Source organism: Aminobacter sp. UC22_36 (assembly GCF_044056035.1).
In the GTDB taxonomy this organism is placed as follows: domain Bacteria; phylum Pseudomonadota; class Alphaproteobacteria; order Rhizobiales; family Rhizobiaceae; genus Aminobacter.
In genome coordinates this window covers 2,839,454-2,853,709 of record NZ_CP171996.1, presented here as the reverse complement: position 1 = coordinate 2,853,709, position 14,256 = coordinate 2,839,454, and the positions used below count along the sequence as shown (strand labels likewise).

The window sequence follows — 14,256 nt, the reverse complement described above, 5'->3', positions numbered from 1 at the left end:
GTCGGCCTTTTAGGCAGCGTAACGATCAAGCGGAAGTCACATTCCGTTTCGCAACGTATCAGCCATCCCGTCCGTCAGGTGAGGCCACAATGGCACGCCCGGATTGAAATGCGGTTACTTTGCGCCGGCCTTCTTCGCTGCCGCCGCCGAAGCAAAGCGTTCGCGCAATTCCTTGCCCTTGCCCGGCAGCGTCTTCTGGCGCGCCCGGCCGAATGCGAGCGCGTCTTCGGGCACTTCTTCGGTGATGACGCTGCCCGAGGCAACATAGGCGCCGGCACCGATGACGATCGGGGCGACCAGCGACGAGTTCGAGCCGACAAAGGCGCCCTCGCCGATGTCGGTGAAGAACTTGGAATAGCCGTCATAGTTGCAGGTGACTGTGCCGGCACCAATGTTGGCGCCCGCGCCGATCCGTGCGTCGCCGATATAGGTCAGGTGGTTGACCTTGGCGCCCCTCTCGACCGTCGCTTTCTTGACCTCGCAGAAATTGCCGACCTTGGCCTTTTCGTGCAGTTCGGCGCCCGGACGCAGTCGCGCATACGGCCCGACTTCGGCGCGTGGCCCGACATCAGCACCCTCAAGGTGGCTGAACGCATGGATTGTCGCGCCATCGGCAACCTTGACCCCAGGTCCGAACCAGACACTCGGCTCGACCAGCACGTCCGCACCGATCCTGGTGTCGTGGGAGAAATAGACGGTCTCGGGTGCAATCAGCGTCGCACCTTCCAGCATCGCCTGGCGGCGGCGGCGCCTCTGCCAGATCGCCTCGGCTTCGGCCAGTTCGGCGCGGTTGTTGATACCGAGCACGCTTTCGAAGCTCGCCTCGGTGGCAACGACAGTCAGTCCCGCCTTGTCGGCGATCTCGACGATGTCGGTGAGGTAAAATTCGCCCTTGGCATTGGCATTGCCGACCTGGTCAAGCAGCTTGAGCGCGTGCGCACCGGAGATCGCCATCAGGCCGGCATTGCAGAAGCCGATCTTGCGCTCTTCGTCGCTGCAATCCTTGTCTTCGCGAATCGCCACCAGCTTGCCGGCCTTTTCGATCAACCGGCCGTAGCCTGCCGGATTAGGCGGCCGAAAGCCGATGACGACGACGGCAGCACCTTCGGCAAGCTTCGCCCGTGCCAAAGCCAGCGAATCGGCCTCGACCAGCGGGGTGTCGCCGAACATCACCAAAATGTCGTCGAAGCCGTGTGCGATCGCGCTGCGCGCCGCCAGCACCGCGTGTGCGGTGCCGAGGCGTTCGCTCTGGACGAATATGTCGGCCTTTGGCGCAAAACCTTCCGCTGCCTTCCTGACCTCGTCGCCGCCATGTCCGACCACCAGCGCGATGGCGTCCGCGCCCGCCTGCTCGGCTGCCCTGGCGACATGCGCCACCATCGCCAAGCCGGCGATCTGGTGCAGCACCTTGGCTTTGCTGCTTTTCATGCGCGTGCCTTCGCCGGCGGCAAGGATGATCGACAGGCAGGTTCTCGAGGTCATGACGTTGTCCGGATTGGAAGAAGGCGGCTGGAATCGGCCACCTTTCTAGCATTGCTGGCAATCACCTCCAATGCACACGGAATCGGGCCGTCTGTTGGAGCTAGCCGAGTTGCCCCAGTACTGGGAAGCGCTCCAGCAGCCAGTAGGAAGCGGTCTGCACGCCGCCGGTCAAAAACAGCACGCCGGCCACCACCAGAAGCGCACCGATGGCCTTTTCGACCTTGCCCAGGTGCACACGGAACTTCTGCAGGAAGCGCATGAAGGCGCCCGAAAACAGCGCGGCGATCAGGAACGGAATGCCGAGCCCGAGCGAATAAACCGCGAGCAGGGCGGCACCCTCGCCCACAGTCTCACGCCCGCCGGCCAAAGTCAGGATCGGACCCAGCACCGGTCCGATGCACGGTGTCCAGCCAAAAGCGAAGGCCAGGCCCATCAGATAGGCGGCGAGATTGCTTGCCGGCTTGCCCTGCGACTGGAACCGCGCCTCGCGCGACAAGAGCGGAATGCGCAGGACGCCGAGAAAATTGAGCCCCATCAGGATGATCAGCACACCGGCGGCCATCGCCAGCGGCTCCTGCCATGTGCGCAGCAGCTGGCCGATGGTCGAAGCACCGGCACCGAGCGCTATAAAGACGGTGGAAAAGCCAAGCACAAAACAGGCCGACGCGGTCAGCAGCGCGCCGCGGGCCCTGGAAACGGTGGCCGCCCCGCCCTCGGCCCTGAAATCGTCGACCGACACGCCGGCCATGTAGCAGAGATAGGGTGGCACCAGCGGCAGCACGCAAGGCGACAGGAAAGACAGGGCTCCTGCCCCCAAGGCGCTGAGATAACCGACGTCCAATGCCATTTAGTGCCGCTCCACTGCTATACAGGCGCCGCTATAGCGGCGGCGGCATTCAGGTACCAATCACCATTTTGTGGCAGCCGGGCCGGTTGCTGCCGGCCCGAACAAGTTCTCGTCAGCCGCGTTGCCCGTAGCGACCATTCGTGACCGGTTCTTATTCGTGACCGGTTCTTATTCGTGGCCGGTTCTTATTCGTGAATGGTGTATTCGCCGAGTTCGCAGAGGTTCTGCTTGTCTTCGGTGGTGTCGAGATCAGAGGATTCCTCGAACTCGAAGCGCATGTCGTATTCGCAGACGCTGCGGCCGTCGGCGATGGTGATCTGCATGCTTTCGCCCGCGCCCAGCGTATCACGGCCGAAAATGTCGTCTTCCCACTTGTCGACACCGACCGGTGAGGCATAAAAATTCGTCAGCACCGAGGTCGTGCCGTTCTTCAGCGTAAAGACAAGGTCTTCTGCCTGGGCAACGGCGGGAAGAACGGAAGCTGCGACAACGGAAGCAAAGGCGAGTTTCAAAAGCATACGCATTTATCAATTTCCAAAACGATGGCGGCCCGATATTGGGCACCATTGTCTAGCAGTAGGCCATGACGCCAGCAATATCACCGCCCGGTAATATTACGCCATCCGGATGCGCATCGCCGCCGTCCGGCGACCGGTATTTAACAGGCTGTTTGCAAGAGCGTTTTTCCGGTTGACCCGCAGGGGCACTCTCCCTATGTTCCGCCGGAATTTCGAGGTCGCCGCGCGGCCTTCGGGAGCGCGTAGCTCAGCCGGTAGAGCAACTGACTTTTAATCAGTAGGTCCAGGGTTCGAATCCCTGCGCGCTCACCACCAAATCTTGGCCAATATCATTGTCAAACTTGCATTGCCGCACGACACCTGTTCCGGCTTCAGGAACATTTGGCGCTTCGCGTCGTTATGCCCGTGAAGGAACGACCCGTCCTACGAGGAGAAGACAATGAACAAGGTAATCTCAAGCTTGATGGCGACGGCCATCGCGGCATCGTTTGCGATGATGCCTGTCGCCGAGGCCGCGGCGGCACCAACCTACATGCCCAAGGCACCGCAGGCCGATACGGCGGTCCAGCAGATCCAGTATGACGGCTACTGGAAGAAGCGTCGCATCATGAGCAGCGACAGCGCCAGCCATTTCCGCGCGCCGCGCAGCGGCTTCTACCGCGACCGTGGCGACGCCGTCTATTTCAACGGCCATCGCGGCTACCGTGACTACCGCCCGGGCTATCGCCGCCACAATGACTTCTGGTTCCCGGCAGGCGCCTTCATTGCCGGCGCGATCATCGGCGGCGCCCTGGCCAACCAGCCACAGCCGCGTTATGTCCAGCCGAGCCGCTATGGCAATTCGCACGTTCAGTGGTGCTACGACCGCTACCGCTCCTATCGTGCATCCGACAACACGTTCCAGCCCTACAACGGGCCGCGCCAGCAGTGCTATTCGCCCTATTAAGGGGTGGCGTTCGGCAGGATCGGACCCGCGCTCACAAAGGCGCGGGTCTTTTCGTTTCGACGAGCTGAACATCCGATTCCGCGCAGATCTTGCGGATACTCGGAATATCGCAATGGTCGGTGATGAAGGTGTCCATCTGCGACAGATGCGCGATGCGCACGGGTGCGGTGCGCTCGAACTTGGTCTGGTCCGACACCAGGATGACATGGCGCGCATTGGCGATGATCGCCTGCGCCACCTTGACCTCGCGAAAATCGAAATCAAGCAGCGCACCGTCATGGTCGATCGCCGATGCGCCGATCACCGCGTAATCGACCTTGAACTGGCGGATAAAATCGACGGCCGCTTCGCCGACGATGCCGCCGTCCGAACCGCGCACCACACCGCCGGCAATCACCACCTCCATATCAGGATACACCCGCATCCTGTTGGCAACATTGATGTTGTTGGTGATCACCATCAGCCCCTTGTGGTCGAGCAGTGCCTTGCCGACGGCCTCGGTCGTGGTGCCGATATTGACGAACAGCGACGCGTTGTCGGGAATGATCCGCGCCGCGGCCTGGCCAATCGCGTCCTTCTCATCGGCGGCGATCTTGCGTCGCGCCTCATATTCGAGGTTCTCGATGCCCGAGGGAAACAGCGCGCCGCCATGGATGCGGCTGAGCAGGCGCTGATCGCACAGGTCGTTGAGATCCTTACGAATTCGTCTGCGGCGTGACCTGAAAATGCGTCGCCAGATCGTCGACCAGCACCCGCCCATTGTCCTTGGCGAGCTGGATGATTTCAGATTGGCGCGGCGACAGATACATCTGGGCATTCCCCGAATTTCGTTTTGACCAACGATAGGCGAAAACGAAAGCAGTGAAAAGGCGCTTCGAAAGTCACATCGAAGCGCTAGGTGTCCAGTCCCTGGCGCTCGCCGGATGTGCGGTAGCGCTCATTCGAACTTGAAATTACGGCAACGATCGACTACGAAGCTGCCACCCAGGCCGGGCCCCTCTGGCAGTCACAATGGCTGCGATGTCGGACTGGAGTTCCAATCCGGCGGCCTGGCTTTGATGTTCCTTATCTCCGGCAGTTCTTGACTCGCGCCCACTCGGAGCAATCCCTGTGCGGCAGGTCACGCCTGCAAGCCATGTCGCCCTTGCTGAAACAAAGGGTGCCATATGACAGAATTCTTTACTCCCGAAGCCTTAACCGCCCTGTTCCAGGTCATCATGATCGATCTGGTGCTGGCCGGCGACAATGCCATCGTTATCGGTCTCGCTGCGGCGGGCCTTCCCAAGGACCAGCGCACCAAGGCGATCGTCGTCGGCATCATCGCCGCGACTGTTCTCCGGATCGGCTTTGCCGCAGCAACGACACAGCTTCTGCAGATCGTCGGGTTGCTGCTTGCTGGCGGCGTGCTGTTGCTGTGGGTCTGCTGGAAGATGTGGCGCGAACTCAGGCACAGCCACGCAGAAGAGACCCAGGGCGTCGAGGCCCTGACCGGCGCGGATATCGACCGCGACGGCAAGGTCGCCGGCACCGCACCACGCAAGACGTTTGCCCAGGCCGCCTGGCAGATCCTCATCGCCGACGTGTCGATGTCGCTGGATAACGTGCTGGCGGTTGCCGGTGCGGCGCGCGACCACCCGAACGTGCTGATCTTCGGCCTCGTGCTTTCGATCGCCTTGATGGGCATTGCCGCAAGCTTCATTGCCAATCTGCTGCAGAAGTACCGCTGGATTGCCTATGTCGGCCTGGTCATCATCCTCTATGTCGCCGGCGAGATGATCTATCGCGGCACGATCGAGGTGCTGCCTTACATCCAGGGCACGTAACGCGTCGCTTGAACGAACAAAAACCGGCCGGAACGGCATGTTCCGGCCGGTTTTTTTGTCGGCCCCAGCCTCTCAGGCCGGTGGCGATCCTACAGCCCGGGCGATCTCGACGATGACCTCGAAGGCCTTGTCGACATCGGCCTCGGTCGCCTCGAACTGCCCGGCCTGGAAACGGATCACGGTGCGGCCGTCGACCCGCGTCTGGGTCAGATAAATCCGCCCATCACGATTGATCGCCTCGGCGAGCGCCAGATTGTGCTGATCGAGATCGCTCAACCCCATGGGCACATGGCGGAACGAAAACAGCGACAGCATCGGCTCGCTGGTGATCTCGAAACCGGGCTCGCGCCTCAGCCGTTCGGCCAGTTTCCCGCTCCACGACACATGATTGCGGATCATCGTCCGCAGACCTTGCAAGCCATGCGCGCGCAGCAGGAACCACAGTTTCAGCGCCCTGAAACGCCGGCCAAGCGGCACCGACCATTCGGAATAGTTGGTGATACCGTCGCGGCCATGCGTCTTCAAAAACTCCGGCCGGATCGCCAGCGTCCGCACCAGGCTTTCGGGATCGCGGATGAACTGGATCGAACAGTCGAATTGCGCGCCGAGCCATTTATGCGGGTTGAAGACGATCGAATCGGCGCGCTCAACCCCGGCCCAGAAGTGCCTGAATTCCGGACAGATCATCGCCGATCCGGCCCATGCCGCGTCGACATGGCAGTAAAGGCCGTGGCGGGCGGTTATATCCACGACCGCAGCGATGTCGTCGGTGCCACCGATGCTGGTGCCGCCGACGCAAGCGATAACTCCTGCTGGCAAAAAGCCTTGGCTGCGGTCTTCGACGATCGCCGCCTCCAGTGCTGCAGCCGACATGGCGCGAAAGCGTCCGCCGGTTGGAATGCGCACGAGGTTTTCCTCGCCGATACCGGCGATCCAGATCGCGCGATCAATTGAAGTGTGCACGTGCTCCGAGCAATAGACGCGGATCCGCGGAGCGCCCGACAGCCCCGATTTGTTGCCTTGCCAGTCGAGCGCGCGTTCGCGCATCGTCAGCACCGCTGCGAGTGTCGCCGACGACGCGGAATCCTGGATGACTCCGGAGAAGCCGTCAGGCAGCCCAAGCGCCTGGCGCATCCAGTCGACGACGCGGGTTTCAAGTTCCGTCGCCGCCGGCGAGGTCTGCCACAGCATGCATTGCGCCGCCATCGCGCTGACAAGATACTCCGCCACCACCGACACGGGCGCGGCATTGGCCGGGAAATAGGCAAAAAAGCGCGGATGCTGCCAATGCGTCATGCCGGGCACGATCTTGGCCTCGAAATCGGCGAAGATCGCCTCCATCGACTCGGCGGCTTCAGGCGGGCTGGCCGCGATGGAGTTCAGCACCTGGCCGGGTTCGAGCTTCGGCCGCACCGGCCGGTCGCGCAAACCGTCGCGGTAGTCGACGCCCCACTCGGCCGCCTTCAGCGACCAGTGGCGAAACGCATTGTTATCCATGGCTATTCCCCCGGTCTTGCCATCGGCCCGTGGACCGGGCAACGCATCCGCTACTCGGTGAAATCAGGCAGGCTCTGGAACGCCGTCTTGAGCGCATCGGACCAGCCCTCCGAGACGCTCCTGTAATAGGGATCGTCGGCGCCGATGCGCTTCTTCAGTCCAATCTTGAAACTGTCTTTCTCGTAAAATGCCAGGTCGAGCGGCAGGCCGACCGACAGGTTCGATTTCAGCGTCGAATCGAACGACACCAAAAGCAGCTTGACCGTTTCGGCAAAGCTCATCTTGCGGTCATAGGCGCGCACGATGATCGGCTTACCGTATTTCGTCTCGCCGATCTGGAAGAACGGCGTGTCGTCGCTGCATTCGACGAAATTGCCTTCCGGATAGATCATGAACAGCCTGGGTTCGCTGCCCTTGATCTGGCCGCCGAGAATGAACGAGGCGTTGAATGCCGCATCCGCCGTCTGTCCGGCCGGCGCCGACTGGGCGATCACTTCCTTGACCGTGTCGCCGACCAGCCGCGCTGTCTGATACATCGAAGGCGCTTCGAGCAGCGTCGGCGCGCGCTCGGCGGCGGCCTTGGTCCGCTCGTCGAGCAGGCTGACGACCGCTTGCGTGGTGGCGAGATTGCCCGCCGACATCAGCACGACGACGCGCTCGCCTGGTTGCTCCCAGATACGCATCTTGCGAAAGGTCGAGATGTTGTCGACCCCGGCATTGGTCCGGGTGTCCGACATGAACACCAGGCCGCGATCAATTTTCAGGCCGACGCAATAGGTCATCGATTCCAGTCCGGCGAAAGCTTTTATGCCGGATTACTGCTCTACCGTGATGTGGACTGCAAGCCGTTCCTGCGCCGTGCCGATCAGAATGCCTGCAATCGGCATGGCTTCGCGGTAGTCGCGCCCGACAGCCACGCGCACATAACGCTCGTCGGGCGACATACCGTTAGCGGCATCGAAGCCGACCCAGCCCAGGCCGTTGACATAGGCTTCCGCCCAGGCATGGCTTGCCACCTGATCGATGGTGTCGTTCATCATCAGGTAGCCGCTGACATAGCGCGCCGGAAATCCAAGCAGGCGGGCACAAGCCGCAAAGACATGCGAGTGGTCCTGGCAGACGCCGGTCCCCTTCAACAGCGCTTCTTCGGCGGTCGTGCGGGAGTCTGTCGTGCCGGTGACATAGGCTATGCGTTGCTGGATCAGCGCCATCAGCGCGTGCAGCCGCTCCAGCTCGCCAGCCGCAGCGATATCAGCCGCCAGATCGCGAATTGCCGCGCCAGGTGCCGTCAGCGGCGTCTGGTGTTCGAACAGCCAGAGCGGGGCAAAGCCACGATGCGGCCCCGACACGCCTGCCGTATCATTGGTCTCTACCTCGCCTTCGGCCACCACGCTGATCGTGTGGGGCTCGCCGTCGATGGACAGTAACCGCGTGTCATTGCCAAACTGGTCGAGGAAACGCACTTCCTCACGCGCGCCCTCGATGTGCAGCGCCCAGGTCAGCATGGTCTGCGCCGGGCCGCTGGCCGGCCACAGCCGCAACCGCTGCAGGCCGTAGCGGATCGGCTCGTCGTAATTGTACTCGGTGCGGTGGGTGACCTTGAGCCGCATCTTGCTATCCGATCAATAGAAGCCGAAATCCTGGGCGACCTGATCGCCCAGCCGGTTGTTGTCCCTGATGAAGTCGGCCAGGAATTCGTGCAGCCCGGTTTCGAAGATATCCTTGATCTCGGTGCCGCGCAGCCTGGCATAGGTCCGTTCGGCGATCTCCTGAGCCGGATGGCGGGCACCATAATCCTCGCCGAGAAACTTCAGGTGCTCGGCCAGAAAACGGTAGCTGAACGACAGCGACCTCGGCATGCGCGCATTGAGGATCAGATATTCGGCGATGTTCGTCGGTTTGTATTCGGCCTCGTAGACCCAGCGATAGGAGCGGTGCGCAGCCACCGAACGTAGGATCGATTCCCACTGGTAGTTGTCCAGCGACGAGCCGACCCATGAGACGGACGGCAGCAGCACGTAATATTTGACGTCAAGGATGCGCGCGGTGTTGTCGGCGCGCTCGACATAGGTGCCGAGTTGGGCGAAATCGAAGATCTCGTTGCGCAGCATGGTGCCGTAGAACGAGCCGCGGATCAGTGCTGTCTCGCGCTTGATGGCGTCGAGCACGCCGGGCAGTTCGCGTTGGTCGATCGGGCTTGCCAGCACCCGCTTCAGCGACATCCACGCCTCGTTAATGCTCTCCCAGGTTTCCCGGGTCAAAGCCGTGCGCACCATGCGGGCATTGTTGCGCGCCGTCTCGATCGCTGCAACCGCGCTTGACGGGTTCGACATGTCGCGCAGAAGGAAATCGGCGACATTCTCGGCCGTATAGTCGCTGTGCTTGGCGGCAAACGCAGTCGCCGCCCCCGCCGAAAGCAGCACCGAGTTCCATTCTTCCGAGGCGTCCTGGCTGCGGGTTAGTGCGATGCGCAAGCCGGCATCAATCAACCTCGCCATGTTCTCGGTCCGCTCGATGTAGCGGTTCATCCAATAGAGGCCGTTGGCTGTGCGTCCCAGAAGCATGAGGTGTCAGCGTCCCCCTTTAGTCATCCAAAACCCACGTATCCTTCGTTCCCCCGCCTTGCGACGAGTTGACGACCAGCGAGCCCTCTTTCAAAGCCACGCGTGTCAGCCCGCCAGGCACGATGCGGATGCGGTCGGAGACCAGCACGAACGGCCTCAAATCGACATGGCGCGGCGCCAGGCCCTTTTCGGTCAGGATCGGGCAGGTCGACAGCGACAGCGTCGGCTGGGCGATGTAGTTCGACGGTCTGGCAGCGAGCTTTTTGGAGAACTCCTCGCGTTCCTTCTTGCTCGCGGCCGGTCCGACCAGCATGCCGTAACCGCCCGAGCCGTGCACTTCCTTGACCACCAGTTCGGCGAGGTGCTCCTGCACGTATTTCAGGCTGTCAGGCTCCGAGCAGCGCCATGTCGGAATGTTGCCGAGGATCGGCTTGCGGCCGGTGTAGAACTCGATGATCTCCGGCATATAGGAATAGATCGCCTTGTCGTCGGCGATACCAGTGCCTGGCGCATTGGCGATGGTGATGTTGCCGGCGCGGTAGACATCCATGATACCTGGCACGCCAAGGGCCGAATCCGGCCTGAAGGTCAGCGGATCGAGATAGGCATCGTCGACGCGACGGTAGAGCACGTCGATCTGCTTGTAGCCCTCGGTGGTGCGCATCGCCACGTGGCCGTCGACCACGCGCAAATCCTGCCCCTCGACAAGCTGCACCCCCATCTGGTCGGCCAGGAAGGCGTGTTCGAAATAGGCCGAGTTGAAGCTGCCGGGCGTCAGCACGGCGATCGTCGGCGCGCCGTTCACCCCGTTCGGCCGCACCGCCGCCAGCGACTGCCGGAGCAGTTGCGGATAGTTCTCGACCGGATGCACCTTGATGCGCTGGAACAGCTCGGGGAAGAGCTGCAGCATCGTCTCGCGGTTCTCCAGCATGTAGGAAACGCCTGAAGGCGTGCGCGCATTGTCCTCGAGTACATAGAACTCGTTCTCAGCGATGCGCACGATGTCAACGCCGATGATGTGGGTGTAGACGCCGGCAGGCGGTCTCACCCCGATCATCTCCGGCAGGAAGGCCTCGTTGGTGGCGATCAACTCGCGTGGCACGCGCCCGGCGCGCAGGATTTCCTGGCGGTGGTAGATGTCATCGAGGAAGGCGTTGAGCGCCTGGACGCGCTGTTCGATGCCTTGCGTCAGCCTGCGCCACTCATTGCCCGAAATGATGCGGGGCACGATGTCGAATGGGATCAGCCGCTCGGAGGCTTCCTGCTCGCCATAGACGGCGAAGGTGATGCCGGTCTTGCGGAACACCCGTTCGGCATCGCGCATCTTTTCGGTAAGGCGGGCAGGATCCTGGTTCTTCAGCCAGCCGTCATAGGCTTCATAAGGCCGTCTCAGTCCGGCTTCTGCCGGGAGCATTTCATCGAACGCGACCAATGGCGAACTCCCCTCATCACCAGTGAAATGACCTCGGGGGAGAAAATCAAGCGCAATCGCCGGTTTCAGGCGCAGCCGGCTTCATAATCGGGAAATTGCCCAGCATTTCGGCAAGATGCAGGGACTTTGGGCGCATCCCTGCCCTTTCCACGCTCAGAACGCGCGGAAGGTCACAGTCGTGAACGTGTCCTTGATGTTGCCGATGGCATGGACCTTTTCGTTGACGAAATGTCCGACGTCTTCCTCGTCGTCGACATAGAACTTCGCCAGCAGGTCGAAATTGCCGGCGGTCGAGTAGATTTCCGAGGCGATCTCGGCGTCCGCCAATGCGCTCGCCACCTCATAGGCCTTGCCGAGTTCGCATTTGATCTGCACGAAAAAGGTCTTCATCGCACCGTCCATTCCATCTTTGCCCGTCTTGTCGCAGAACACGCCACCCCTTTCAAGCGCGGCAGCTTCATCGTGAACAGGCCAAAAAACCCACGCCAATGTAGCAATTGCCGCAACGCTCGCGAATACCGGTGGAACCTCGGCCTCCTAGCCGGATCAGACGCCTTATGCGCAGCGCCACAATCGCCTTCATCCTGCTTGTGTTGGCCCTGCCCGCACGCGCCGATCACGTCTCGATCGACGCGGTGCAGCAAACCATCGCCGAACAGATCGTGGCTTTCCGCTCAGGCGACCATAAGCGCGCCTACGAACTGTCAGCCCCGAACGTGCGTGAGAACTATCCGACGCTCGCCGCCTACATGGCGCTGATCAGGGACAGCTTCCAGCCGCTCGCCAATGCCAGGGTCTTCACTTTCGGCCGCGTCGACGAGATCAACGTTACGACGATCACCCAGGAGCGGACCATCGAAGGCTCCGACGGTGCTATCAGGCGTTCTACACGCTCGAGCTTCAAGGCGACGGCGCCTGGCGCATCACCGGCGTCACGATCCAGCAGGCGAACGACCGGCTGATCTGATAAACTCGTCGTCGCATGCAACCATTTCGCGGCGTCCAGCGTGTCTGCAAGCGTCGCCCGATGGTGGCGACATGCGCCGGAGAACGTCATGCGCCGTGCAACAGCCCTGTTTTTCTCTTTGCTATTGGTATTCCCCGCGCTCGCCGGCGATGCCGAGATCAACGCGGCACAGGATAGCATCACCGGCCAGCTGCGAGCCTTCCGCGCCAACGACAATGCCAGCGCCTACAGTTTTGCCGCGCCCAATGTGAAGCGCATCTTCCCAACGCTCGACACCTTCATGGGTATGGTGTCAGGCGCCTACAAGCCGGTGCACAAGCCGCAGAGCTTTTCCTTCGGCAAGTCGCAGCAAGTGAGCCCGACCGCGATCGTCCAGCAGGTCATCATCGTCGGCGCCGACGGCAAGGATTATGAAGCCGTCTACACGCTCGAACTGCAGCCCGACGGCGTCTGGCGCATCACCGGCGTCAGCCTGCGCGCCTCGAACTCGCTGAGCACCTAGCAGCCGGTCATCTCGCGGTCGCAGATCCCTTTTCCAGCACAATTCGCCTGCCAATGCCGATGGCATCGAGGAACCGCTCGTCATGGCTCACCACCAGCAACGCGCCGTCATAGGCACGCAGCCCCGCCTCCACGGCTTCGATCGAGTCGATGTCCAGATGATTGGTCGGCTCGTCGAGGATCAGCAATGGCGGAAGCACCTTGCCGCCGAGCACGCAGGCTAGCCCTGCCCGCAGCAATTGTCCGCCGCTCAGGCTGCCCACGATCTGCAACGCCGCATCGGCGCGGAACATGAAGCGCGCCAGCGCCGATCGGCAAGCGTTTTCGTCCGTGTCCGGATTGATGCGGCGAAAATTGTCCCGGATCGAGCTGGAGGGATCGAACAGGCCGACCTGCTGGTCGAGCATGGCGTAGCCGGTCATGACCTCGACACGTCCCTCCCATGGGCCTAGCGCGCCTGAGATCGCCTTGAGCAAGGTGGTCTTGCCGCTCCCGTTGCCACCGCTCACCGCGATACGCTCAGGTCCGGCGATATCGAGCGAAAACCCAGAAATCACCGGCCGGCCCGGCTCATGGCCCACTGTCAGTCCGTCGATCCGCAGCACCACCTTGCCCGACGGCAGCCCGGTCGAAGGCAATTTCACGGCAAACGACTGCAGCACCTCGATCCGCTCGCGTGCCGCGGCAGCATCGGCCACGGCCTGCACGCGCTGGCGCTCGGCAAGACGGGCATTGTCACCGGACGTGTTTTCGGCGCGGTTCTTGAGCCCATTCATCAGGATGCGCGGCATGTCGCCCCTGGCAGCCTTGCGCTTGCCGGCGCCGTCCTTGCGCGCCTTGCGCTCGGCGGTGGCCTGCGTGGCCCGGGCCACTTGCGCGACGCGCCGTTCAGCGTCGAGCAGATCATGCTCGGCAGCCTCCAGCTCAATCGCCTTGCGCCCGCGATAATGGCTCCAGTTGCCGCCATAGCGGCTGGCGCCCAGCGAGGTCAGCTCGACGATTGCATCCATCGTGTCGAGCAGTTCGCGGTCATGGCTGACGACGATCGCGCCGGCCCGCCAGCCGGCGAGAAGGTCGATCACCGCCATCCGCCCGTCACGGTCGAGATTGTTGGTCGGCTCGTCAAGAAGGATGAAGTCAGGTTCGCCGAAGACCAGCGCGGCAAGCCCAACGCGTGTGCGCTGGCCGCCTGAAAGCGTCGAAAGCCGGGTATCGGGCGCCGCACTCAGCCTGACACGGGCGAGAGCCGTCGCGATGCGCGCCTCCAGCGTCCAGTCGGCGGCAGCGAGCTCATCGACATCGGCAAGCCCGGCTTCGGCGCGGCGCAGCACGTCGAACCCGGATGCGACCCCAAACAGGTCGGCCACGGTTTCATCGGCGGAGGTCTGCGCTGCCTGTCGCAACAGGCCGAGCGTTCCGCTGGCGGACACCTTGCCCGCCTGCGGTTGCAGCCAACCTGATATCAGATGCAGCAACGTCGACTTGCCGACGCCATTGCGCCCGACGAGCCCCGAACGGCCGCCCTCGAAATTCAGCGATAGATCGGAAAAGAGCGTCCGGCCGTCAGACGTGGTCCAGGCAATGTTCGACAGAGAGATGGATGCAGGCATGGAATTCCCCAATGGCAAAGCGGTTCGGCGTTGCTGTCGGGTTAAGATCCATTGCTGCACACATCCTGT

The 14,256-nt window shown here is 62.2% G+C and carries 14 protein-coding genes, 1 tRNA gene and 1 pseudogene; 5 read left to right on the top strand and 11 right to left on the bottom strand.

Annotated features, from left to right (window positions below; translation table 11 throughout):
* Window positions 1-114 precede the first annotated feature (114 nt).
* The 3 genes from glmU to ACHMW7_RS17340 form a co-directional block, all read right to left on the bottom strand.
* Window positions 115-1,482 carry a bifunctional UDP-N-acetylglucosamine diphosphorylase/glucosamine-1-phosphate N-acetyltransferase GlmU gene (gene glmU, locus ACHMW7_RS17350; protein ID WP_395446843.1) on the bottom strand — a complete coding sequence of 456 codons (1,368 nt, stop codon included), beginning with the start codon at window positions 1,480-1,482 and terminating at the stop codon, window positions 115-117.
* 100 nt (window positions 1,483-1,582) lie between these two features.
* Window positions 1,583-2,329, bottom strand: coding sequence for a cytochrome c biogenesis CcdA family protein (locus tag ACHMW7_RS17345; protein ID WP_395446842.1), 747 nt, complete (start codon window positions 2,327-2,329; stop codon window positions 1,583-1,585).
* A 185-nt stretch (window positions 2,330-2,514) separates the two neighbouring features.
* Window positions 2,515-2,847: a hypothetical protein gene (locus ACHMW7_RS17340; protein ID WP_395451348.1), complete on the bottom strand. Its 333-nt coding sequence runs from the start codon at window positions 2,845-2,847 to the stop codon at window positions 2,515-2,517.
* 236 nt (window positions 2,848-3,083) lie between these two features.
* On the opposite strand from ACHMW7_RS17340, the gene ACHMW7_RS17335 reads away from it, so the two are divergent.
* Together ACHMW7_RS17335 and ACHMW7_RS17330 are read left to right on the top strand one after the other, a co-directional pair.
* Window positions 3,084-3,159 (top strand) — tRNA-Lys (locus tag ACHMW7_RS17335).
* Window positions 3,160-3,286: 127 nt separating this feature from the next.
* Entirely contained in the window at window positions 3,287-3,793 is a 507-nt protein-coding gene (locus ACHMW7_RS17330; RefSeq protein ID WP_395446841.1) for a BA14K family protein, read from the top strand.
* A gap of 31 nt (window positions 3,794-3,824) precedes the next feature.
* On the opposite strand, the pseudogene ACHMW7_RS17325 reads toward ACHMW7_RS17330, so the two are convergent.
* Window positions 3,825-4,602 (bottom strand): annotated as a pseudogene (locus tag ACHMW7_RS17325) (DeoR/GlpR family DNA-binding transcription regulator).
* A 357-nt stretch (window positions 4,603-4,959) separates the two neighbouring features.
* On the opposite strand from ACHMW7_RS17325, the gene ACHMW7_RS17320 reads away from it, so the two are divergent.
* Entirely contained in the window at window positions 4,960-5,616 is a 657-nt protein-coding gene (locus ACHMW7_RS17320) for a TerC family protein (protein WP_395446840.1), read from the top strand.
* Window positions 5,617-5,688: 72 nt separating this feature from the next.
* On the opposite strand, the gene ACHMW7_RS17315 is transcribed toward ACHMW7_RS17320, so the two are convergent.
* The 6 genes from ACHMW7_RS17315 to ACHMW7_RS17290 form a co-directional block, all read right to left on the bottom strand.
* Window positions 5,689-7,113, bottom strand: coding sequence for a pyridoxal phosphate-dependent decarboxylase family protein (locus ACHMW7_RS17315; protein WP_395446839.1), 1,425 nt, complete (start codon window positions 7,111-7,113; stop codon window positions 5,689-5,691).
* Window positions 7,114-7,163: 50 nt separating this feature from the next.
* Window positions 7,164-7,895: a peptidase gene (locus ACHMW7_RS17310; protein ID WP_395446838.1), complete on the bottom strand. Its 732-nt coding sequence runs from the start codon at window positions 7,893-7,895 to the stop codon at window positions 7,164-7,166.
* A 33-nt stretch (window positions 7,896-7,928) separates the two neighbouring features.
* Window positions 7,929-8,723, bottom strand: coding sequence for a transglutaminase domain-containing protein (locus ACHMW7_RS17305; RefSeq protein ID WP_395446837.1), 795 nt, complete (start codon window positions 8,721-8,723; stop codon window positions 7,929-7,931).
* 12 nt (window positions 8,724-8,735) lie between these two features.
* Window positions 8,736-9,677, bottom strand: coding sequence for an alpha-E domain-containing protein (locus ACHMW7_RS17300; protein WP_395446836.1), 942 nt, complete (start codon window positions 9,675-9,677; stop codon window positions 8,736-8,738).
* A 19-nt stretch (window positions 9,678-9,696) separates the two neighbouring features.
* A complete protein-coding gene (locus tag ACHMW7_RS17295) occupies window positions 9,697-11,109 on the bottom strand; it encodes a circularly permuted type 2 ATP-grasp protein (RefSeq protein WP_395446835.1) in 1,413 nt (470 codons plus the stop codon).
* 153 nt (window positions 11,110-11,262) lie between these two features.
* Entirely contained in the window at window positions 11,263-11,499 is a 237-nt protein-coding gene (locus ACHMW7_RS17290; RefSeq protein ID WP_214386181.1) for an Lrp/AsnC ligand binding domain-containing protein, read from the bottom strand.
* Window positions 11,500-11,666: 167 nt separating this feature from the next.
* Here ACHMW7_RS17290 and ACHMW7_RS17285 point away from each other — a divergent pair, with 167 nt between their 5' ends.
* Both ACHMW7_RS17285 and ACHMW7_RS17280 read left to right on the top strand, forming a co-directional pair.
* Entirely contained in the window at window positions 11,667-12,071 is a 405-nt protein-coding gene (locus tag ACHMW7_RS17285; RefSeq protein ID WP_395446834.1) for a DUF4864 domain-containing protein, read from the top strand.
* 93 nt (window positions 12,072-12,164) lie between these two features.
* Window positions 12,165-12,578 (top strand): DUF4864 domain-containing protein, encoded by a 414-nt coding sequence (locus tag ACHMW7_RS17280; protein WP_395446833.1) that lies wholly within the window; start codon window positions 12,165-12,167, stop codon window positions 12,576-12,578.
* A gap of 7 nt (window positions 12,579-12,585) precedes the next feature.
* On the opposite strand, the gene ACHMW7_RS17275 is transcribed toward ACHMW7_RS17280, so the two are convergent.
* Entirely contained in the window at window positions 12,586-14,187 is a 1,602-nt protein-coding gene (locus tag ACHMW7_RS17275; protein ID WP_395446832.1) for an ABC-F family ATP-binding cassette domain-containing protein, read from the bottom strand.
* Window positions 14,188-14,256: the final 69 nt, after the last annotated feature.